This is a genomic window from Pseudogemmobacter blasticus, from assembly GCF_003071405.1.
Taxonomy (GTDB): Bacteria; Pseudomonadota; Alphaproteobacteria; order Rhodobacterales; family Rhodobacteraceae; genus Pseudogemmobacter; species Pseudogemmobacter blasticus.
This window is the reverse complement of record NZ_CP020470.1, coordinates 2,327,247-2,349,720: the sequence shown is the minus strand read 5'-3', so window position 1 is coordinate 2,349,720 and position 22,474 is coordinate 2,327,247. Positions and strand designations below refer to the sequence as shown.

Genomic DNA, 22,474 nt, shown 5'->3' with positions numbered 1-22,474 from the left:
GCCCCGACGGGCTGGCGGAAAGCTGCCTCGCTCGCACCGGCTTCCCAAAGGGCGCTAACCGTCCGCTACCAGACCCGCACCTGTGCGCGGGCAGAGCGGCCGGCGGCGTCGATCACCGAGAGGGTGACGAAGCCCTTACCCGGCAGGGCCAGCATCGCCTCGCGGTCACGGGCGCCGGTGGTAACGGGGGTGCCGTCCACCATCCAGGTAAAGGGCGCGGTGCCGCCGGAAACGCGCACCTTCAGGCCGGCGTCCAGCAGTTCCACCTCGGCCCCGTCAGGGGGGAAGGCAACGGCGGGCGCATCCGGGGCGGCGGCAAACACGGCGTTGCGTGGGCGGAAGCGTTGCAGCGGCGGCGGAAGCTGGGCGTTCGAGACCAGCAGCGTGGCCGCCGGCGGGGGGGCTGGGGGTCCAGCGTGCGCTTCAGCCGGTTGAAGGCCTGGAACAGCACCGGCGCCGCCAGATCGGCGCCGAAAACGCCGGGAACCGGGGTGCCATCGGCCCGGCCCATCCAGACGCCAATGACATGGCGGCCGTCAAAGCCAATGGCCCAGGCATCGCGGTGGCCATAGCTGGTGCCGGTCTTGTAGGCGAGCCGGTTTGACGGTGCGCCGGGCGGCGGCGCAAGGCCCGCCAGGATGTCACCCACCTGCCAGGCGGCCACGGCGGAAATCACGCGCTGGCCTTCGGGGCGCTCGCCCTCCATCCGCCAGCCCAGGGGCAGGGCCACGCCGCCACGGGCGATGGCGGCGTAAAGCTGAACCATGTCGGTCAGGGTGACGCCCACCCCGCCAAGCGCCACCGCAAGCCCCGGCTGGTTGCCCGGCACGCGATAGTGCATCCCGGCCTTGCCCATGGCCGACAACAGCTTGGCCGGCCCCAGCGCATCGGTCAGCGCCACCACCGGCAGGTTCAGCGATTTCTGCAACGCCTCTCGCGCGCGGATTTCGCCACGGAACAGCTTGTCGAAATTCTGCGGCGCATAGCCGCCAAAGGTCATCGGGCGGTCGTCCAGAAGGGTTTCGGGATGGGCAAGACCTTCGTCAAAGGCCAGCCCATAGACCAGCGGCTTCAACGTCGATCCGGGGCTGCGCAGCGCAGTCGTCATGTCAACAAAGCCCTGCCGCGCATCGGCGGCAAAGGCGGCAGAGCCGACCGAGGCAAGGATTTCGCCCGATGCGTGGTCGGCCACCACGATGGCGACCTGCAACTGTTCGCCACGCCCTTCCACAGCCTCGGCCGCCAGCGCCTCGATCTTCTTCTGCAAGGACAGGTCCAGCGTCAGGCGCTGTTCGCGGGCGGCCGGGTCTTCGGCGCGGGCGCGGTCGGCCAGATGCGGGGCATGGGCCGGGAAGGGCTGGCGCAGGCCGGGAACCCGCTCGGTCAGGGCGGCGGTGGCCTCTTCCTCGTCGATCAGGTGGAAGGCCACGGCGCGGGCCAGCACCCGGTCACGCGCGGCTTCGGCACGGTCGGCGGCGCGGTCGGGGCGGCGGCTTTCCGGGGATTGCGGAATGGCCACCAGAAGCGCTGCCTCGGCCGGGGTCAGCCGGGCCGGTTCCTTGCCGAAATAGGAAATCGAGGCGGCGCGCACCCCTTCCAGATTGCCGCCGAACGGGGCAAGCAGCAGATAGAGCGACAGGATTTCATCCTTGGACAGCCGGCGTTCCAGCGCCAGCGCCACCCGCATCTGCCGCAGCTTGCCCGAGACCTGGCCGGTGGTGCCTTCTTCCAGCAGGCGCGCGACCTGCATGGTCAGCGTGGACCCGCCCGAAACGACACGCCCGTTCCAGGCTGCCTGCGCCAGGGCGCGGGCCATCGCGCGCAGATCCACGCCGTCATGGTCGCGGAACCGGCGGTCTTCAAAATTCAGCAGCATGTCGATGTAGCCGGCATCGACTTCATCCAGACCGACGGCCAGCCGCCACCTTCCATCCGCCACGGTATAGGCCCGCAGCAGATGGCCGTTACGGTCCAGCACCTCGGCGCTGGTTTCAATCGTCAGCGGCGGCAGCACGGTGGCATCGACCCAGGCATCGAACCTGTCATGCCCAAGGGCGGCAAGCCAAAGGCCTGCCGCCGCCGCGAGAAAGCCGCGCGCCCGCATCATTTGCCGGCGATGGTCACCGTTCCCACATCGCTGCGGGCGCGGAAGTCGGGGCGATACATATCCTCGACCGAGGCCGCCGGGTGGTGGAAGGTTCCGGGGCTGACGGCGCGGACGATGTAGGACAGCTTGAACGGCTGGTCGGACGACCAGTCCACCTGCGCAAGGAAGCGGTCCTGCCGGAATTCGGCATGGGTCACCTGATCCAGCGTATCCAGCCAGCCAAGCGCCGAGGTCGAACCGCTGGCCATGATGTTGGGGTTGTCGATCTCGAACCCGGCGGGCAGCGGATCGGCCACCATCAGGCGCCCTTCGGAATATTCGAAGGGCTTGACCGTCACAACCACGACCAGCCGGTCGCCAACCTTGACACCTTCCAGCGAAACCGGCTCGCCCTCCATCGTGTAATAGTCACGGTTGATGGCATAGCCCTTGCCACCGGCGGGCTCCGGTTCGGAAGGCACGCCATAGGTGGTGATGGTCAGGTAGGTATCCGCGCCTTCATTACTGACGGTGACCGGGGCCTGACCATCGGTCAGCACCTTGACCAGCGGCCCGGTCGGGGCCTGCCCGTCGATCTTGATGCCATCCGTGCCGGGCCGGTCGATCAGCGCGTTCGTCGCCATCAGCGCCCAGGTCGCCTCTTGCGTCGAAAGGTTGCCGTTGGCGGTGGCCAGCCGGGCCACCAGCGCCTCGCGGTCCATCGCCTCGGACCCGGCCTCGACGGCCAGCGTCAGCAGGGCGGCGGCGTCGCGGTAGCCGGTGCCATAGTCGGCCCGCCAGACCTGCCTGGCGTCGCCGTCAAACAGCGCGGGCACCCGCGCGGCAGCCTTGCGGAACATGGCGTCGGCGCGGGTCTGGTCGCCATAGGACGCCAGTGCCGCACCGATCTGCGCCTGTGCCAATGCGCTGGCGAAATCGTCGCCCTTCACATCGGCATAGTAGCGCAGATCGCCAATCGCCGCGGCCCCTTCGCGGGCCAGCACCATCAGCGCATAGGCCAGCGCCTCACCCCCGCCATTGGTGGAGCCGTCGAAATCGGGCGCCGAGTTCACCTGATTGCGCAGGTTGGCCAGGGCGTTCTTGAAGGCCAGATCCGGCACCGCATAACCCTGTGCCCGCGCCCGGCTGAGGAAGTCGGTCACATAGGCATCAAGCCACATGTCCCCCGACCCCGGCGCCCAAAGGCCGAAGGCCCCTTCCGCCCCCTGGTTCGACAGGATTTCGGCCACCGCCTGGTCAATCCGGGTCTGGATGTTGTCAGCCCCTTTCAGATTCATCACGCGGGCGATTTCGTCGAAATACAGCAGCGGCATCGCCTTCGAAGTCATCTGCTCGGTGCAGCCATAGGGATAGCGGTCAAGACCGGCCAGAAGCCCCGGCGCGTTCAGCCGCGCGATGGGGCCGATCGCCATGACCGATTTGCCCGAACCCGGAACAAGGCCGGTGAACACGGCCTGATCGAAGGTCATCGACTGGCCCTTCTTCAGGTCAAGCCGGCTGATCTTGGCAATCTCCGGGTCATTCACCTGAACCGGCAGCGTCAGGGTCTTTTTCAGAACCTTGCCGTCGGGCGTGGTCAGCGTCACGTCGATGGTATGGATGCCGGCGCTGACGGCGGTCAGCGGCACCTCAACCACCTGCTTGCCCTTTTCGGCAAGGGTCACCTCGGCCGGGGCGGTGCCCAGCGTCACGCCATTGCCCGCCACGGCCAGCGCCATCTTGCCGGCAGGGCCGGTGGCATGGACAATTTCCAGAAGGACGCGGCTTTCATCGCCGGGCGACATGAAGCGCGGGATCGAGGCGGTAACAACCACCGGATCGCGCACCAGCACATCGGCGCTGGCCTGCCCCACGCCGGTCTTCGACCAGGCCACGGCCATCACCTTCACCGTGCCGTTGAACGAAGGCAGGTCAAAGCTTGCGCGGGCATAGCCATCAGCCCCCACCTGCACCGGGCCGGTGAAATAGGCCACCAGTTCCTCTGTCGGAGGGGGGGCTTGCAGGCGGGCCTGCGCGCCGGCATCACCGCCGGACCGGACCTGCCCTTCCGCGCCGTTCAGCCCGTCGATCAGACGGCCATAGACATCACGGATACCCACGCCCAGCTTGCGCTGGCCGAAGAAATGGCCCTGCGGATCGGGGGCCTTGAAGCCGGTCAGGTTCAGGATGCCCTGATCGACGGCAGCAATGGTGACATAGGCGGTTTCGCCTTCGGTGATGCCGTCCACCTTGACCGCCACTTCCATCGGGCCGCGCGGCGCGGCCTCGGCGGCGGTTTCGATGCTGGCGGTCAACGCGTGGGTGCCCGGGTCAATGCTGGCATAAGACAGGCCAAGCGCGCGGGCCGGGTTGCGGCCGGCAGCCACATCCATCGGCCGCAGGACCGAGGCGGTGACATAGACGCCGGCGCCCCAGTCCGCGGTGACGGGCAGTTCGATCAGGTTTTCCCCTTCGCTGACCTCGACCGCCTTCATGGTGACCAGGCGGTTCGACAGCACCGTCACCAGCGCGGTTCCGGCGGCGCGGGGCACGATGCGCAGCGTCGCGGTGTCACCGGCCTTGTAGGCGGGCTTGTCCAGCGACAGTTCCAACGTGTCGGGCGTGGCCGAGGTGTCGGCGGGCGCATACCAGCCGGCCCAGAAGGTGGTGGACGTTTCCGCGATGGTGCCGTCGGTCCGTTCGACCTTGATCTCGTATTCGCCCCAGGTCACCGGGGCGGCCACCTGAACGGGCGCATCGCCCAGGGTAGCCTCGCCTTCGGCAACCGGGGTGCGATAGGTCACCGGCTCCCAGTTCCAGTTGCCGTAGGATTGATACCACTGATAGTCGGTCTCGATCCGGGTGATGGTCCATTTCACCGGCATCGGCGCGGGCTTCAGATCAGTGCCGACACCGATCAGTTCAAAGGTCGCGTTGGTGCCTTCGCCGGCCACGCCATCGAACAGCGGCTTGACGCCGATCATGGCAGAAATCGGGGTGACCGGCTTGGTCACCTGCCGTTCCACCGGCCGACCCGAACCTTCGGCAACGCGGACGGTCACCACCGCCTCAAGCGGAAGGCCGGGGTCGGCCATCTGCGGCAGGGCCACATCGACATATCCCTTGCCGTCTTCCAGCGTGGTGCCGTTTTCAAGCGACTGCATCGTCGCGTTGAAGGGTTCGTCGTAGCGGCCGAAGACATAGCCGGGGAAGGCTTCCAGCCCCTTGGCGGCGCGAAGCAGGACTTCGCCTTCAATGGCAAGGTCGGCCCCCGGAGCGCCGAAAAGATACCGCGCATCGACAACCAGTTCGCCGGGCGTATCGCCAAAGGCAAGCGGCGTGTCCCCCAGCGACAGGGTAAAGTCGATCCGCTCGGGAAGGAAGTCTTCCACCAGGAAGGTGCGGCTGGTCAGCGGCGCGGCGTCAAGATCCGCCCGCACCTCAAGCCGCCAGACACCGCGCGGGGCGCTGCCGGCAATGGGCATCTGGAACACATGGCCGCCGGCCCCGGAATCCTGCACCAGTTGGCGCGAATATTCCACGCCGTCGGGGCGCATCAGAATGGCGGTCAGCGGCAGCCCTTCCACGGCTGTGGCCTGCGGGTCGCGGGCCAGCGCGGTGGCATAGACGGTTTCGCCGGCGCGATAGGCCCCGCGGTCGGTGGTCAGGAACACATCGACCGGCGGCGCAGGTTCGCGGCCTTCGACGCCCCGGTCGGACAGGTCAAACTCGGGGTCGGTCAGCGACAGGAAGGCAATGTCCGACTCGCCATCCTTCACCACGATCAGCGCGGGCGCCGCGCCGCCGGTGCCACGGGTCAGCCCGGCATCGAAGCGGGCATAGCCCTGGTCATCGGTGGTGGCGGTGCCCAGCACGGCATTGGCGCGATTCAGCAGTTGGACAGACACGCCCGGCTTGGCGGCGGCGGTGCCCAGGCTGCGGACAAAGACATGCAGGCCATCAACGCCGGACAGCGTGGTCAGCCCAAGGTCGGAAACAACGAACCACTGCCAGCCCGGCGCAACGGTGTAAGGGTCAACCCCCGGCACCGCGGCCTTGAGCGCGTAAATCCCGGCGGGGCGGTCCTTCAGCGCCTCGGCCAGCGGCAGGCGGGTGGTGACATCCTTGTTCACCTCTTGCGCGACGGTGGCGGTGCCGGTCCAGATCGATTCCCCCACCGTCTCGGCAAAGTAACTCTCGGTGTATTCCTGCATCGGCCAGCCGAAGTAGCTGTCCTGAATGGCGCGCAGCATGTTGCGGTCTGTCACCTGATACAGCGTCAGGTCCAGCTTGGTGGTGTTCACCGTCTGCACCGGCAGGGCGGCATTGTCCGATTTGGGCAGCACATAGCCGCGCCCGGGGAAGCTGACGCCGGGGTTGCGGTCGCGGACATACATCGTCAGGTCCACGTCCTTGGCCAGAACCTGGCCGTCCTTGGCCGGTAGCCCTTCGCGGAAGGTCACGGTATAGCGGCTGCCGTGGCTGACGCCGGTCACGCAAAGCTGGCGATAGCCGCCGGCCTCAACCGCCATTCCCGCCTCGGGCAGCTTGACGTAATTGGCATAGTCCACGCCCGACGGCACCAGTTCTTCGGTAAAGGTGGCGCAGATGCGCGGGCGGGCAAGATCGGCCTCAACCGTGTTGTCGCTGATGCGGAAGCCGTATTTGCCGATCGCATCATCCAGAAGCGCGGCCGTGTCATCCCGGCTTTGCAGCGATTGCGCCAGACGCAGCGCCTGCACGGTGTCGCGGCCACGGCCAAGCGATTCAAGCACAGCGCCCATCTGCACCAGAATGGAATGGCGCAGGGCGGGGTTTTCGGCCCGCAGATAGGCGTTGATCGACGCCTGATAGGCGCGGTTGCGATACCAGTTCTGATCGTTGTTGCTTTGGTTCGATGCCTGATAGGCGCGGCGGGCATATTCCAGCCAGATCTCTGCCGAATCATCGCGGCTGAGGGCAGCCCCCGTATAGGCGGTCGCCATCACCCAATCGCCCGAGCTTTCGGCGTTCGCCGCCGCTTCCATGTGTTCGTCCGCGCTCCACGGGCCGGTGGTGTGGGTACGCCCAAGCGTAAGCGCCATGTCATACGCTGACTGCACGTCCCAATCAGGCATCCACGGCTTCAACTCATCGCGGCGGTCGGCGGCACGGGCGGCCACGGCGGGATCACCCGCCACCATGATGGCCGAAAAGGCACCCTGGAAGAACTGCGGTTCCCCCGCGCCAGCCTTCAGGAAACAACTGCCGTTGCGGGTGTTGAACGTATAGGCCTCGCAGCGCGTGTTGGTCAGACAGGCACGTTCGCAAGCCTCGTGCGAGGTGTCGAAAATCGAGGAAATGTCGCCACCCGGAAGGTCGGCATCCTGCGTGACGATCGCCCGCCGTTCGGGGATCAGATCCTCACCCATCGCCAGAGACGGGACACCAAGCAAAAGTGCCACCACGGCAGCTCTGGCGAAAACGCGCATGAAAAACCCTCCTGTCACATGACGGTGAGAGTGCCATGCCCCCCGGCAAGCGGCAAGCAGAGGTTCCCTCATTTTGTCGTTAAGTCTTGGTTCATTCTGCTGGGCGAAGGTAGTCGCGAAAACCGGACGTTGGCCCCGCCAGCGCCGGGGCGGCAGGCAGGATGTCGGCTGGGGCGCGATGGATCTGAGCGAGAGACTGGCAAAGGAACGCCGGGCCCGGCTGGCGGCCGAACGCCTGCTGGAACAGCGCACGCGCGAACTGTTTGCTGCCAATGAAAAGCTGGCGCTTCATGCGCGCGTGCTGTCGGACCAGATCGTCGAACAGCGGGTTGTGGTGCAGACCGCCGTGACCGAGGCCGAGACGCTGAAAGGCCAGAATACCCGCGTCCTGCGCGATCTGGAACGCGCCCATACCGCCGCTGTCATGGCGGAACGGCGGTTGTGGGATTCGATCGACACCATCCGCGACGGGTTTGCCGTCTATGACGCGCAGCTTCGGCTGATCACCGCGAACAGCGCCTTTGCAGCCGGTTTTGGCGGTTCTCAGATCGAGCCCGGGGTCACCTATGGCGCGCTGTTGCATCTGCTGGCCGATCAGGGGCTGATCGACACCGGCGAGATGCCGGCAGAAGATTGGGTGGCCGGCATGATCGCCCGGCTGGACGAAGACCCGATCCCGCCCGAAACGCTGCATTTCCGCAGCGGGGCCTGGGTGCGGCTGGTCAACCGTCGCGCCCGTGATGGCGGGGTGGTCAGCCTTGGCCTGGATATCACCGAACAGATGCGCATCTGGGCCGCCGTCGAGGCGCTGCCCGATGGCTTTGTCCTTTTCGACAGGGAGGAACGTCTCTTGACCTGCAACCAACGGTATCGGGACATGTTTCCCGACAGTGTTCCGGTGATGGTGCGCGGCACCAGCTTCGAGGATCTGCTGCGTCACGGGCTGCGCAACGGCCATGTGCCCGCCGCCGTGGGCCGCGAGGATGACTGGCTGGCCGACCGCCTGCGCCAGATGCGCGAGGCGAACGGCAGCAGCGAATGCAGGCTGGCCGATGGCCGATGGATTCTGGAAAGCGACCATGTGACACCCGACGGCGGGCGGGTGGGCCTGCGCACCGACATTACCCAGTTGCGCGAACAGCAGACCGCGCTGGAAGCCGCCCGCCGGCAGGCCGAAGCGGCGAACCGCGCCAAATCGGCGTTTCTGGCCAACATGAGCCATGAGATCCGCACCCCCATGAACGGCGTGGTCGGCATGGCTGAACTGCTGTGTGACACCAGTCTCAGCGATGAGCAGCGGCTGTTCGCGGAAACCATCCGCTCTTCGGGCGAGGCGCTGCTGGTGATCATCAACGACATTCTCGATTATTCCAAGATCGAGGCCGGGCGGCTGACCCTGAACCCCGAGACCTTCGATCTGGAGCGCACCATCCACGAGGTGACAATGCTGCTGCAGCCGCAGGCCCGGGCCAAGGGCATCGACCTGATGATCGACTATGACATGTTCCTGCCCACCGGGTTCGTGGGCGACCCGGGGCGGCTGCGGCAGGTGCTGACCAACCTGATCGGCAACGCGGTCAAGTTCACCAACACCGGCCATGTCCTGACCCGCGTGGTCGGCGTCGAGGCGGAAGACGGGCGCCAGCAGTTGCATGTCACGGTCGAGGATACCGGCATCGGCGTCGCGCCCGAGCACCTGGATCACATCTTCGGCGAGTTCAATCAGGTCGAGGACGAACAGAACCGCAAGTATCAGGGCACCGGGCTGGGGCTGGCGATCACCCGGCGGCTGATCGAACATATGGGTGGCGCGGTCTGGGTGGATTCCGAGCCGGGCAAGGGATCGGTCTTCGGCTTTCGCGTCAGCCTGCCCGTGGCCGAGGTGGCTGAAATGGCACGGCCCCCGGTCAAGATACGGCGGGCGCTGGTGGTGGATGACCGTTTCATCAACCGCACCATCCTGGAACGGCAACTGGCGCCTTGCGGCATCGGGGTGACCCTGTGCCGGTCAGGCACCGAGGCACTGGCGGTGCTGGCCGAGGGGCCGCCGGTGGACGTGGTGCTGACCGATCACGACATGCCGGAAATGGATGGCGTCACGCTGGCCGGGCGCATCCGGGCGGCGGGGCTGACGATGCCGATCCTGCTGCTGTCGTCAAACCCGGCGATGGCGCGGGAACGCGAAGGGGCGGTGGCGCTGGATGCAATCCTGCAAAAGCCGGTGCTGCGGGCCGAACTTTACCGTTGCCTGCGTAGCCTGACCGGGCAGGAAGAGCAGGAGACCGCCCCCCCTGCCCAACCGCTGTTGCTGCTGTCGCCCGAACTGGCGGTAGATCGGCGGATGCGGGTTCTTGTGGCGGAGGACAACAGGACCAATCAACTGGTGTTCCAGAAAATGGTGAAGGGGCTGGAGATTGACCTGCGCTTCGCCGCCAATGGCCGCGAGGCGCTGGCGCTATGGAAAGACTTTCACCCCGACCTGATCTTCATGGACATCTCGATGCCCGAAATGGACGGCAAGGAAGCCGCCGCCGGTATCCGCGCCGCCGAAGGGCCGGGCGCACATGTGCCCATCGTCGCGCTGACCGCCCATGCAATGGAAGGGGATGCCGAGGCCATCCTGGCCGCGGGAATCGACCGTTACATGACCAAGCCGCTGCGCAAGGCCGCCATTGCGGCCACGCTGGCGGAACATTGCCCCGCCGGAGCGCGGCCTCTGTCGATATCGGCCGAAGATGCGGCGTAAGGGGCGGTCAGGCGGCCTGATCGTCCTGATCCACCGCAGCGCGCAGGAACACCGGGCGGTCTGGCGTGGACAGCGCGGGCTGATAGGCATAGCCGCCGGTGGAAAAGGCAGGCAGATCGGCCGGGTCGGTCAGGTGGTTTTCGCACAGGAAACGCGCCATGGACCCGCGCGCCTTCTTGGCGAAGAACGAAACGATCTTTGCCTCACCCGCGCGTTCCTCAAGGAAAACGGGCGAGATCACCCACAGTTTCAGGGCCTTGCGGTCGGCGGCGGTGAAGTATTCGACCGAGGCGCAGTTGATCAGCACATCCGTCCCCACCTCGGCCGCCTGCGCCACAAGCGCACGGGCGATGCGGTCGCCCCAGAAGGCGTAAAGGTCGGGGCCGCGCGGATTGGCCAGCCGGCTGCCCATTTCAAGCCGATGCGGCTGGATCGCATCCCACGGACGCAGCAGCCCGTAGAGGCCCGACAGGATGCGCAGGTGCCGGTCGGCCCAGCGCAGGGCATCATCGCCAAGCGTGCGCACCTCGAACCCGGCATAGGTGTCGCCGGCGAAACACTGGATGGCGGGCAACGCCTGATCGGGGCCGGGATGGCGCTGGAAGCCCGCGAACCGGGCATGGTTCAGCCGGGCCAGCGGGTCGGACAGGTGCATCAGCGCGCGCAGGTCGTCCACCGACAGGGCGCGGGCGGCCTGCACCAGTTTCCACGTTTCGGGCAGGAAATCGGGTTGTGTCATCTGCCGCCCTTCGGGCAGCGCCTTCGGCTTTTCATCCAGCCGTTTCGCAGGTGAGACAACGCAGAGCATGGCAGTTCCCTTTCTGTCAGCCGTCCTGCAACACATCAAGAAAAGCCGCGCCGAAGCGTTCCGCCTTGAGCGGGCCCATCCCCTGCACCCGCTCCAGTTCCGCCAGCGTGCGCGGGCGACGTTCGGCGATCTGGCGCAGGGTGGACCAAGAGCAGGACAGCGGCTTTTCCGTGCCATCTTCACCGCGTTGCAGGCGGGCCTGAACTTCGGCCAGCCGGTCGAAGACGGCGCCTTCGGGCCGGCCTGCCAGCGCCATCCGGGCCGGGTGCAGCGGTTCGGCGGCGCCGGCGATCACCTCAAGGAACAGCCGGCCGAAACTTTCCAGCTTCTTCGCGCCAACGCCGGTGATCCCGGCCATATCGTCCAGCGTCTGCGGCCGCTTTTCGGCCATTTCAATCAGCGTGCGGTCGGCAAAGATGACATAGGCCGGAACACCCGCCGCCTCGGCCAGGGCGCGGCGCTTGGCCTTGAGCGCGGACAGCAGCGGCGCGTCTTCCTCGGCCACCAGCGAACGGACCATCGCCTTTGCCGCGGGCGCCGCATCCTTGCGGAACAGCATCTGCACCTCGCCCCGCAGCACGGGGCGGGCGGCGTCTGTCATCCGCAGCGCGCCATGGCGTTCGGGATCGGGCCGCACCAGATCGCGGCCCATCATCTGGCGGAACAGCGCGGTCCATTGCGTTTTGGACAGCTCGCGCCCGACGCCAAAGGTGGGCAGGGCATCATGGCCCCGGTCGCGAACCTTGTCGGTCAGGCTACCGGTCAGGATGTCGATCAGGTGGCCCGCGCCAAAACTTTCGCCGGTGCGCAACACGGCGGACAACGCCTTTCGGACGGCTTCGGTGGCGTCGAACACCTCGGCCGGGCGGTCACACAGATCGCAATTGCCGCAAGGCTCGGCGGCTTCGCCGAAATAGCCCAGCAAGACCTGCCGGCGGCAACCGATCGCTTCGGCCAGACCGAGAAGGGTGTTCAGCCGCCCGTGATCGGCCTGCTTGCGTTCCAGCGGGGCGGCGCTTTCGTCGATCTGCTGGCGACGGAAACGGATGTCGTCCGCGCCGTAAAGCGTCAGCGTTTCGGCGGGCGCCCCGTCACGGCCGGCACGGCCGATTTCCTGATAATAGGATTCGATGGATTTGGGCAGGTCGGCATGGGCGACCCAGCGGATGTCGGGCTTGTCGATGCCCATGCCGAAGGCCACCGTTGCCACCACGATCAGCCCGTCATCGCGCTGGAACCGGGTTTCAACAAAGCGCCGGCGGTCCGGGTCAAGCCCGGCGTGATAGGCCAGCGCGTGATGACCGGCCTCGCACAGCGCCTGCGCCAGCGTTTCCGTCTTGGCGCGGGTGCCGCAATAGACAATGCCCGACTGCCCCTTGCGGGCGGCGGCAAAGCGCAGGATCTGGTCGCGCGGGCTGTCTTTCGCGGCAAAGGCCAGATGGATGTTCGGCCGGTCAAACCCGCGCAGGAAGGTGGCCGGGGCCGCACCGTTGAACAGGCGGGTCACGATCTCGGCCCGGGTTTCTTCGTCTGCCGTCGCGGTGAAGGCGGCCAGCGGCACGTTCAGCGCAAGGCGCAGATCGCCGATCCGCAGATAATCGGGGCGGAAATCGTGGCCCCATTGCGAAACGCAATGCGCCTCATCCACCGCGATCAGCGACACACCGGCGCGGCGCAAAAGCGGCAGGGTTGCCGGCGAGGCCAGCCGTTCCGGCGCGATATAGAGCAGCTTGAGACGGCCTTCGTCGATGGCCGAGAACACCTCTTCCGTCTCATCCTCGGTATTGCCCGATGTCAGGGCGCCCGCCTCAACCCCGGCCTCGCGAAGGCTGCGAACCTGATCGCGCATCAGGGCGATGAGCGGCGAGATCACAACCGTCACCCCGTCGCGGCACAGGGCCGGAAGCTGGAAACACAGCGACTTGCCGCCGCCGGTGGGCATGATGGCCAGCGTGTTGCGCCCGGCAAGGACAGACTGGACAATTTCTTCCTGACCGGGGCGGAACCCCGGAAATCCGAAAACCCGGGCCAGAAGCGTGGCAGGTTCAGGCATCAGAAGAAAGCGGCGGCGTTGTTCCGAAGCACGATGCGAAGCGCGATGATGCCAACCAGCACAACCAGCGGTGCGAAATCCAGGCCAGAGACGGCGGGAATGACACGGCGCACCTGAGAATAGACGGGTTCAAGCAGGCGGTTCAGACCATCCCAGAGCTGGGCCACCAGAGGCTGCCGCAGGTTCAGCACCTGAAAGTTGATCAGCCAGCTCATGATGACATGCGCCAGGATGATGAAATAGGCGATGTCCAGGACCAGCATCAGGATCTGGTAGATCGACGTCATTTCGGCCTCATGCGTGCAGGGTTGGCCGTTTCGTAACCCGCGCCCCCCGGAAGGGCAATGGCCTACGCCGGGTCAGGCTTGACGCCGGTCGCCGCACGCGGCAGGCGAGGGGCAGTTTGCCGGAGACGCCGATGTATCCCTATCTGCGGATGATCAAGGAAATCGTGAAATACCGAAACGCCCCGCCTCTGGGGGCGTTCGAGACGCATGTCAGCCACCACATCTGCTGGCCCTGGGACATTGACCCCTGGCTGGAACTGAACAACGGCCGCACGCTGACGCTGTATGATCTGGGCCGCATCCCGATGGCCACGCGCACCGGGCTGGACAAGATCGCCCGGGCCAAGGGCTGGGGGCTGGCGGTGGCCGGCGCCTCGGTCCGCTATCGCAAGCGGGTCAAGACCTTTGACCGGATCGAGATGCGGACACGGCTTATGGGGTGGGACGCGCGTTTCGTCTATATGGATCAGTCGATGTGGGTGCGCGGGGAATGCACCTCGCAGGCGCTGTTGCGGTCGGCCATCACGCAAGGCAAGCGCGGCATCGTGCCCCCGGCCGAGATGGCGGTTGCGCTGGGGCTGCCGCCGGAAAGCCCGCCCCTGCCCGGCTGGGTCAGGGCCTGGTCTGACGCCGATGCGCAAAGGCCCTGGCCGCCCGTCGCGTGACGCTTGCGCCCTTGCGCGATTGCGGCTTCACTGGCCGCAAAACCGGGGGGATGGTGAATGGTCAGCGCGAAGAAACGCATCTGGGGCTGGTACTTCTTCGACTGGGCCAGCCAGCCCTATAACACGCTGCTACTGACCTTTGTCTTCGGCCCCTATTTCGCCGAGGTGGCGCGCGGCTATTACATGGCCGGCGGCATGGATGCGGATGCCGCAGCCGCGGCCGCGCAAAGCTATTGGGGCTGGGGGCTGGCCATTGCCTCGATCTTCATCGCGGTCCTGGCACCGCTTCTGGGCGCAATCGCCGATTCAACCGGACGGCGGCTGATCTGGGTCTGGGTCTTCTCGGTCTTCTATGTCGTCGGGGCCTGGGGGCTTTGGTGGGTTGCGCCGGGCGGCGAGGGCGACATGCTGTTCTGGGCTGTCGCCAGTTTCGGGCTGGGCTTCATCGGGATGGAGTTTGCCACCATCTTCACCAATGCGCTGATGCCGTCGCTGTCCGCGCATGAAGATCTGGGCGCGATTTCCGGCAGCGGCTTTGCCTTCGGCTATCTGGGCGGGCTGGTGGCGCTGGTCATCATGCTGCTGTTCTTTGCCGAAGGGGCGGAAACCGGCCACACCTTCCTGGGGATCGAACCCATGCTTGGCCTTGACCCGGAGGCGCGCGGTTCGTGGGGCCGTTCACCGCGCTTTGGTATGCGGTGTTCATGGTGCCGTTCTTCCTGTGGGTGAAGGAACCGCGCACGGTGGCACAGCCGCTGCGGCTGGGGCGGGCCTTTGCGATGCTGACCGATCTGCTGGCGTCGCTGCGCTATCGCCGCAGCCTTTCGGCCTATCTCGCCTCATCGCTGTTCTACCGTGATGCGCTGAATGCGCTTTACGGGTTTGGCGGCGTCTATGCCTCGGGGGTGCTGGGATGGTCGATCACCCAGATCGGGATCTTCGGCATCGTCGGCGCGGTGGCGGCCATGGTGGCAAGCTGGCTGGGCGGTCGGGCAGACCGTGCCTTTGGCCCCAAGCCGGTGATCGCCTTCTCGATCGTGGTGCTGATCGTGGTCTGCGCCGTGATCGTGGGGATGACCCGCGAAAGCGTCTGGGGTCTGGCGATGGACCCGGCCTCGGGCCGACCGGACCAGATCTTCTTTGCCTGCGGGGCGCTGATCGGCGCCGCGGGCGGCATGGTGCAGGCCGCCAGCCGCACCATGATGGTGCGCCACACCACCCCGGACCGCGCAACCGAAGCCTTCGGCCTGTTCGCCCTTTCGGGCAAGGTGGCCAGCTTCATGTCGCCGGCGCTGATCGCGCTGGTCACCCAGATCAGCGGCAGTCAGCGCATCGGCATTTCACCGCTGATCGGGCTGTTCCTGATCGGTCTGATCCTGCTAGTCTGGGTCAATCCCAAAGGTGAGCAGTCCTGATGTTTTCGCGTTTTCTTCTGTGCCTGGCCTTGTGCCTTCCTGCCCCTGCCATGGCCGACCAACTGGCCAACAAGCTGTTCGGTGCGGTTGACGCCCCCAGCCGGCAGGATTCCATGCCGATCGGTTCCTACGCGCGCGGCTGTGGGGCCGGGTTGGTGGAACTGCCGCAAACCGGCCCCACCTGGCAGGCGATGCGCCTGTCGCGCGGACGCAATTTCGGTCAGCCGGTGATGGTCAACTTCCTGATCGAACTGTCGCAGGCCGCAGCCCAGATCGGCTGGGGACAGGGGCTGTATATCGGCGACATCAGCCAGCCACGCGGCGGCCCGATGACCAGCGGCCATGCCAGCCACCAGATCGGGCTGGATGCCGATATCTGGTGGCTGGCGCCGCGCCGTCTGGACCTGAGCGTGAAGGAACGCGAAAATATCAGTTCAATCCCCATGCGGTCGGCCGACCAGCGGTCGGTGACCGAGAACTGGGGCCCACGGGCGGCAGCGCTGCTGAAACTTGCGGCGTCTGACCCCCGCGTGGACCGCATCTTTGTGGCCGCCGCGATCAAGATCGAGATCTGCAAGACCGCCAAGCGCTCGGACAAGAAATGGTTGCAGAAGATCCGGCCCGTTGCCGGGCATGACACGCATTTCCATGTGCGGCTGAAATGCCCCAAAGGCGCGCGGCTGTGCGAAACGCAGAAACCGACCGTGGCCGATCTGTCGAACGGTGGGGACGGCTGTGACGATACGCTGATGTGGTGGGTGACCGATTACCTGAACCCGCCCAAGAAGGGCGGCAAGAAACCCAAGGAAGACGACGCACCCCGCAAGAAGGGGCCGCGCGAATTCACCATGGCCGATTTGCCCAAGCAATGCAGAGACGTGCTCGCCTCGGACTGACAGCGGCAGCGGTTCTGGTGACAGGGTTGCAGGGGGCCGCGAACCCTTCGGGCCCCGCCGGGTTCGTGGGTCGCCACACCTGGAAGATGGAAGATCCGCTGTTCGGCGGGTTTTCCGGTATTGAACTGTCAGACGACGGCAGCCGGTTCGTGGCCCTGTCCGACCGTGGAAGTTGGACCGAAGGCACGATCCGGCGCGATGCGACAGGGCAGATCACCGACATCGACGCCGCGCCGCCCGAGAAGCTGAAGGCGCAGGATGAGGCCCCGCTCAAAAGCAACCGGGCCGACAGCGAGGGGCTGGCGATGGCGCCGGACGGAACGCTTTATGTGTCGTTCGAAGGGGCGGCGCGCATCCTGCGCTATCCGGCTTTCGGCAGGTCTGCCGAAAACCTGCCCAGCCCACCCGAATTCCGTGACCTGCCGAAGAATGCCGCACTTGAGGCCCTTGCGGTTGATGCGCAGGGGCGGCTTTACACCCTGCCCGAAGACACGCCGCAGGGCGCCGGCGCGTTTCCGGTGTTCCGCTACGATCCTGCAACCGGCTGGAGCCAGCCTTTCCTGTTTCCGCGCGATGGCACCTTCCTGCCCGTGGGGGCCGATTTTGGCCCGGACGGCCAGCTTTACGTTCTTGAACGGCAGTTTCGCGGCCTTGGCGGCTTTGCCTCCCGCGTGCGGGTGGTTGATCCGGCATCGCAGGGCATCGCACAAACGCAGACCGTGCTGGAAACGGCGCCGGGCCAGTATGGCAATCTGGAAGGGTTGGCGGTGTGGCGCGATGCGGCGGGAGACGTCCGCCTGACGCTGATCGCCGACGACAACTTCCTGTTCCTCCTTTCGACCGAGATCGTCGAATACCGCCTGCCCCGTTGACGAAAGGCCCGGTTCCGCCGTAAGGCGGCGCGTCCCCTGACCCGGGGGCCAAGTCTCCGCGACCTTGTCAAAACGGAATGGAAATCATGAACCGCCTTCTGCCCGGCATCCTTGCCATGGCCGTCATCGTGATGGCCTCGAACATTCTTGTTCAACATCCGATGGGCGCCTACCTTACCTGGGGCGCCCTCAGCTATCCCTTCGCCTTCCTCGTTACCGATCTGACCAACCGAATCGCCGGCCCGGCGGCCGCACGACGGGTGGTTCTGGCAGGCTTCGTTACCGGCATCCTCTGCTCGTTGATTGGTACGCAGATCGTGGGCGAGTTCGGTCCCCTGGTCACGCTGCGCATCGCGCTTGGCTCGGGCTTGGCCTTCCTGTCGGCGCAGATGCTGGACGTGGCGATCTTCGATCGGTTGCGTCGCCGCAGGTGGTGGGTTGCGCCCTTTGTCTCAACCCTGGTGTCCTCGACGCTGGACACGCTGATCTTCTTCACCGTCGCCTTCTCGGGTTTTCTGGTGTTTCTGGAACCCGGCAATGATGTGTCCTGGGCCGCAGGGCCAACCCCTCTTCTGGGCTTCGGGCCGGTCTTGCCGTTCTGGGTTTCGCTGGCCGCAGCCGACTGGTGCGTGAAGATTGGCCTTGATGCCGTCGCACTTGTTCCTTTCCGCATCATTGCCGGAAAACTCATGGCACGGGTTGCGTGAATTGTTTTGACAAACACAAAATCTGTGCCACGTTTCGCCTATCGGCAACTTTTGAAAGGAGGTGATCCAGTGTCTAGAGGGATATTGGAGAGAGGTGTCGGGACAGTCAGGAGGAGTGTTTTCTAGGGGCAGCCCCCTGGTCAACAGACCACTGATTGGGCCGCTTTCCTAACTGGCCCATCTCCTTGGAACTCGGAAGGGGTCGCCTCTGCTGGCGGCCCTTTCTCTTTGGCGCTAGGGTTTTCGCCATGCTGCATGTCACCGAAACACTGGCCATCGCCGACTGGGAACTGAGCGAAAGCTTCATGCGGTCGTCGGGGCCGGGCGGGCAGAACGTGAACAAGGTTTCCACCGCCGTGGAGCTGCGGTTCGAGGCCGAACGGTCGCCGCATCTGGCGCCGCCGGTCAAGGCGCGGCTGAAGCGGCTGGCCGGGCGGAAATGGACAGCGGAAGGCGCCATCGTCATCCAGGTGGAAGATACCCGCAGCCAGGCCCGCAACCGCGAGATTGCCCGCGAACGGCTGGTCGAGATGATCCGCGCCGCGCTGGTGGCGCCGAAGCGGCGCATCGCCACCAAGCCGACGCTGGGCAGCCAGCGCCGCCGGCTGGTGGCCAAGACCGTGCGGGGCGAAGTGAAGGCGCTGCGCGGCAAGGTCGGGGACGAGGAATGATCCCCGAGGCAGCAAGCCAGGCGGCGCGGCATTGGGGCGGCATCCCGACCCGGTTGATTGCCGCGCGGGAAAACATCGTCTGCGAAATGCGCCTGCCCTCCGGTGCGCGGGCCGCGCTGCGGCTGCACCGGCCGGGCTATCAACCCGCGGCGGCAATCCGGTCAGAGCTGTGGTGGTGCGAAGCCCTGGCCAGGCGCGGCGTGCCGGTGCCCGCACCACTGCCCACATCCGGCGGCGAGATGCTGGTGATGCTACCGTCGGGCAGCATGGCCTCGGCCGTGGGCTGGCTGGACGGCGCACCGCTGGGTGTGGCGCGGGTTCCGTTTGACCGGCCGGTGCCGCAGCTTCTGGACCTGCACCACAGCCTTGGCCAACTGTTGCGGCAGGTGCATGACGTAACCGCCGGGCTGATCTTTCCCGAACATTTCACCCGCCCCCGCTGGGACTGCGACGGGTTTGTCGGTGAATCGCCGTTCTGGGGCCGCTTCTGGGATCACCCTGCCGCCAGCGCGGGGGACCGCTCGGTTCTGCTGGCAGCGCGGGGCTTTCTGGCAAGCCGGCTGGACGGGCTGAAGGCCGTGCATCCCATTCATGCCGATGTGCTGCGCGAGAATGTATTGGTGAATGATCGCTCGGTTTCCCTGATCGACTTTGACGATGCCGGCTGGGGGTTTCCCCTGTACGATCTGGGCACCGCCCTTAGCCAATCGTTGCAGGAACCGGCCTATGCCGAATTGCGCGATGCGCTGATGCAGGGCTATGGAACCACGGACCGCGCGCTGGTCGAAACGATGGTGCTGGCCCGATGCTGCGCCAGCGTGGGCTGGATGATCCCGCGATTGCAACCCGGCGATCCGGTGATTGACCTGCACATTCGCCGGGCGGTGGTGTGGGCGCGCCATGTCATGGGTTGAAGCGCCGCAGCGGAATCGGTTGCGGGAGGCAATGTGAACGGATAGTCAGCGCCGCGAATGACACTTTCGTGACGAAGGTGTCACAAGCGCATGACAGGCCAGCCCATGACCTTTGCCCCCGATCCCAAGCAGAACCGCTGGAAGACGCTGGACAAGGATTTGGGGCGGATCGAGTTATTGAAACAGGCAACGGTCGCGATCGGCCGGCCCTCGGTGGCAATCGGCATCTCGCTGGCCTTCATCCTGATCTGCGGATTGGCGGCGGCAATCCTGACCGGCCACCAGTCCGGCACGCTGATCATCGTCGCCGCTGCGGTGTTCGGGGCCTATATGGCGCTGAACATCGGCGCGAACGATGTGGCCAACAACATGGGCCCTGCCGTTGGGGCGAATGCGCTGACCATGGGCGGCGCGCTGATCATTGCCGCCATCTTCGAAACGCTTGGCTCACTGATCGCCGGGGGCGATGTGGTCAGCACCATATCGGGCGGGATCGTCGCGCCCGAGGCGGTGGCAGACCCCAACACTTTCATCTGGGCGATGATGGCGGCGCTGATCGCCTCGTCCCTGTGGCTGAACATGGCCACCTGGCTGGGCGCCCCGGTATCCACCACCCATGCCATTGTTGGCGGTGTGATGGGCGCGGGCATCGTTGCCGCCGGCTTCAGCGCCGTGAACTGGGCCACCATGGGCCAGATCGCGGCAAGCTGGGTGATTTCGCCCGTTCTGGGCGGTGTGTTCGCGGCCCTGTTTCTGGCCTTCATCAAGGGCTTCATCAACGACGTGCCCGACAAGATTGCCGCCGCCCGCCGCTGGGTGCCGCTGCTGATCGCCATCATGGCGGGCGCGTTCTCGGCCTATCTGGTGGCCAAGGGCCTCAAGAAACTGGTGGATGTCTCGCTGAACCAGGCGCTGGTTCTGGGCGTGGCGGTCGGCCTGGCCACCTATTTCATCATGCGGCCCGTGGTGCGGCGCCAGTCCGAGGGGCTGGAAAACCGCAAGCGCAGCCTGAAGAAACTGTTCGGCCTGCCGCTGATCGCCTCGGCGGCGCTGCTGTCTTTCGCACATGGGGCGAATGACGTGGCGAATGCGGTGGGGCCGCTGGCCGCCATCGTGCATGCGGTGCAGGATATGGGCACCTCGGAAAAGGTCACCATTCCGCTTTGGGTGATGATGATCGGGGCCTTCGGCATTTCCTTCGGGCTGCTGCTGTTCGGGCCCAAGCTCATTCGCATGGTGGGGCAGGAAATCACCAAGCTGAATCCGATGCGCGCCTATTGCGTGGCCCTGTCGGCGGCGATCACCGTCATCGTCGCCTCGGCGCTGGGGCTGCCAGTGTCTTCGACCCATATCGCCGTGGGGGGCGTGTTCGGGGTGGGCTTCTATCGCGAATGGCACGCCGACCGGCAGGCACGGCGGCTGAACCTGCTGAAAGGCAAACCCGTGGCCGAGGATGAGCGCGTGCGACGCAAGCTGGTGCGGCGCGCGCATGTGCTGGGCATCGGCGCGGCCTGGGTGGTGACGGTGCCGCTGACGGCGCTTTTGTCGGCCGCGATCTTCTGGGTGCTGAACGCGGTGTTCTGAGGCGCCTCAGACCACCACGTCGCGCGCCGTCTGGTCGCCCACACCGAACACCCGCTTGTAACGGGCAATCTCATCCGCCGGGCCCATGGCCTTGTTCGGGTTGTCGCTCAGCTTGACGGTGGGGCGACCATTGGCGCTGATCGCCTTGCAGACCAGGCTGAACGGCGCCAGCCCATCTTCGGGCACCAGACCGCGGAAGTCGTTGGTCAGCAGGGTGCCCCAGCCGAAGGACACCTTCACCCGGCCGTGGAAGCGGGCGTAAAGCTGTTCGATCGTGTCCACGTCCAGCCCGTCCGAGAAGATCACCAGCTTTTTCGATGGATCTTCGCCCCGCTCCTTCCACCAGCGGATCGCGGTTTCCGCGCCGGTCGCGGGATCGCCACTGTCGATGCGGATGCCGGTCCAACTGGCCAGCCAGTCTGGGGCGCGTTTCAGGAAGCCTTCGGTGCCATAGGTATCGGGCAGCATGATCCGCAGGTTTCCGTCATGCTCTTCATGCCAGTCGGCCAACACCTGATAGGGCGCCTGCGCCAGTTCGGCGTCGCTGTCGGCCAGCGCGGAATAGACCATCGGCAATTCATGGGCATTGGTGCCGATCGCCTCGATGTCGCGGCGCATGGCGATGCGGCAGTTCGAGGTGCCGGTAAACTTGCGCCCCAGGCCTTCCTGCATGGCCTGAACGCACCAGTCCTGCCACAGGAAACCATGCCGGCGACGGGTGCCGAAATCGGCGATGCGCAGGTGTTCAAGCTGGCGCAGCCGTTCGATCTTTTCCCAGATCCGCGTCATGGCGCGGGCGTAAAGAACCTGCAACTCGAACCGGCCCATGCCTTTCAGAACCGCGCGTGACCGTAGTTCCATCAGCACCGCCAGCGCCGGAATTTCCCACATCATCACTTCTGGCCAGGCGCCTTCGAAGGTCAGCTCATACTGACCATCAACCTTTTCCAGATGATAGGGCGGCAGGCGCAGGTTCTCGAACCACTGCATGAAGTCCGAGCGGAACATCTGCCGCTTGCCATAGAAGGTGTTGCCGCGCAGCCAGGTGCTTTCGCCGCGCGACAGTGACAGGCTGCGAACATGGTCCAGTTGTTCGCGCAACTCGCCCTCGTCGATCAGATCGGCCAGACGCACCTTTGTGCTGCGGTTGATCAGGCTGAAGACGACGGTCGTATCCGGCTTGTTGCGAAAGACCGACTGGCACATCAGCAACTTGTAAAAGTCGGTGTCGATCAGCGACCGGACGATCGGGTCGATCTTGAAGTTGTGGTTATAGACGCGACTCGCAATATCAACCAT

The 22,474-nt window shown here is 65.8% G+C and carries 13 protein-coding genes and 2 pseudogenes; 9 read left to right on the top strand and 6 right to left on the bottom strand.

Features of this window, described 5'->3' with window-relative positions:
* Positions 1–65: 65 nt before the first annotated feature.
* Positions 66–2,107: pseudogene (gene pbpC / locus B6K69_RS11435) on the bottom strand (penicillin-binding protein 1C).
* The gene (locus B6K69_RS11430) at positions 2,104–7,557 is read right to left on the bottom strand and encodes an alpha-2-macroglobulin family protein (RefSeq protein WP_108643868.1); all 5,454 of its coding nucleotides are present in this window, start codon (positions 7,555–7,557) and stop codon (positions 2,104–2,106) included. Before B6K69_RS11430 ends, pbpC begins: the two are co-directional and overlap by 4 nt.
* A 178-nt stretch (positions 7,558–7,735) precedes the next feature.
* Between B6K69_RS11430 and B6K69_RS11425 the strand changes: the two genes are divergently transcribed.
* A complete protein-coding gene (locus B6K69_RS11425) occupies positions 7,736–10,303 on the top strand; it encodes a hybrid sensor histidine kinase/response regulator (protein WP_108643867.1) in 2,568 nt (855 codons plus the stop codon).
* 7 nt (positions 10,304–10,310) lie between these two features.
* Here B6K69_RS11425 and yaaA read toward each other — a convergent pair whose 3' ends face one another.
* From yaaA to B6K69_RS11410, 3 genes are read right to left on the bottom strand one after another with little or no spacing between them, the layout of a single operon-like run.
* Positions 10,311–11,111 (bottom strand): peroxide stress protein YaaA, encoded by an 801-nt coding sequence (yaaA, locus tag B6K69_RS11420; protein ID WP_108643866.1) that lies wholly within the window; start codon positions 11,109–11,111, stop codon positions 10,311–10,313.
* Between the two features lie 16 nt (positions 11,112–11,127).
* Positions 11,128–13,164, bottom strand: a complete 2,037-nt coding sequence (gene recQ / locus B6K69_RS11415; protein ID WP_108643865.1) for a DNA helicase RecQ — start codon at positions 13,162–13,164, stop codon at positions 11,128–11,130.
* The gene (locus tag B6K69_RS11410) at positions 13,164–13,451 is read right to left on the bottom strand and encodes a YggT family protein (protein WP_107671566.1); all 288 of its coding nucleotides are present in this window, start codon (positions 13,449–13,451) and stop codon (positions 13,164–13,166) included. The genes recQ and B6K69_RS11410 overlap by 1 nt, the downstream gene beginning before the upstream one ends.
* A 131-nt stretch (positions 13,452–13,582) precedes the next feature.
* On the opposite strand from B6K69_RS11410, the gene B6K69_RS11405 reads away from it, so the two are divergent.
* The 8 genes and pseudogenes from B6K69_RS11405 (at position 13,583) to B6K69_RS11370 (ending at position 21,175) form a co-directional block, all read left to right on the top strand.
* Positions 13,583–14,116, top strand: a complete 534-nt coding sequence (locus tag B6K69_RS11405) for an acyl-CoA thioesterase (protein ID WP_108643864.1) — start codon at positions 13,583–13,585, stop codon at positions 14,114–14,116.
* A gap of 57 nt (positions 14,117–14,173) precedes the next feature.
* Positions 14,174–15,531: pseudogene (locus tag B6K69_RS11400) on the top strand (MFS transporter).
* Entirely contained in the window at positions 15,531–16,427 is an 897-nt protein-coding gene (gene mepA, locus B6K69_RS11395) for a penicillin-insensitive murein endopeptidase (protein WP_108643863.1), read from the top strand. Before B6K69_RS11400 ends, mepA begins: the two are co-directional and overlap by 1 nt.
* 17 nt (positions 16,428–16,444) lie before the next feature.
* Positions 16,445–17,299, top strand: a complete 855-nt coding sequence (locus B6K69_RS11390) for an esterase-like activity of phytase family protein (protein ID WP_228156717.1) — start codon at positions 16,445–16,447, stop codon at positions 17,297–17,299.
* Between the two features lie 83 nt (positions 17,300–17,382).
* Complete coding sequence (locus B6K69_RS11385) at positions 17,383–18,006, top strand: queuosine precursor transporter (RefSeq protein ID WP_206340567.1); 624 nt, start codon at positions 17,383–17,385, stop codon at positions 18,004–18,006.
* 248 nt (positions 18,007–18,254) lie between these two features.
* Positions 18,255–18,677, top strand: a complete 423-nt coding sequence (gene arfB, locus B6K69_RS11380; RefSeq protein WP_107671571.1) for an alternative ribosome rescue aminoacyl-tRNA hydrolase ArfB — start codon at positions 18,255–18,257, stop codon at positions 18,675–18,677.
* The gene (locus B6K69_RS11375) at positions 18,674–19,591 is read left to right on the top strand and encodes a phosphotransferase enzyme family protein (RefSeq protein ID WP_108643861.1); all 918 of its coding nucleotides are present in this window, start codon (positions 18,674–18,676) and stop codon (positions 19,589–19,591) included. Before arfB ends, B6K69_RS11375 begins: the two co-directional genes overlap by 4 nt.
* 90 nt (positions 19,592–19,681) lie before the next feature.
* The gene (locus tag B6K69_RS11370) at positions 19,682–21,175 is read left to right on the top strand and encodes an inorganic phosphate transporter (RefSeq protein WP_228156716.1); all 1,494 of its coding nucleotides are present in this window, start codon (positions 19,682–19,684) and stop codon (positions 21,173–21,175) included.
* A gap of 6 nt (positions 21,176–21,181) precedes the next feature.
* On the opposite strand, the gene pncB is transcribed toward B6K69_RS11370, so the two are convergent.
* Positions 21,182–22,474: a nicotinate phosphoribosyltransferase gene (gene pncB, locus B6K69_RS11365; RefSeq protein ID WP_108643860.1), complete on the bottom strand. Its 1,293-nt coding sequence runs from the start codon at positions 22,472–22,474 to the stop codon at positions 21,182–21,184.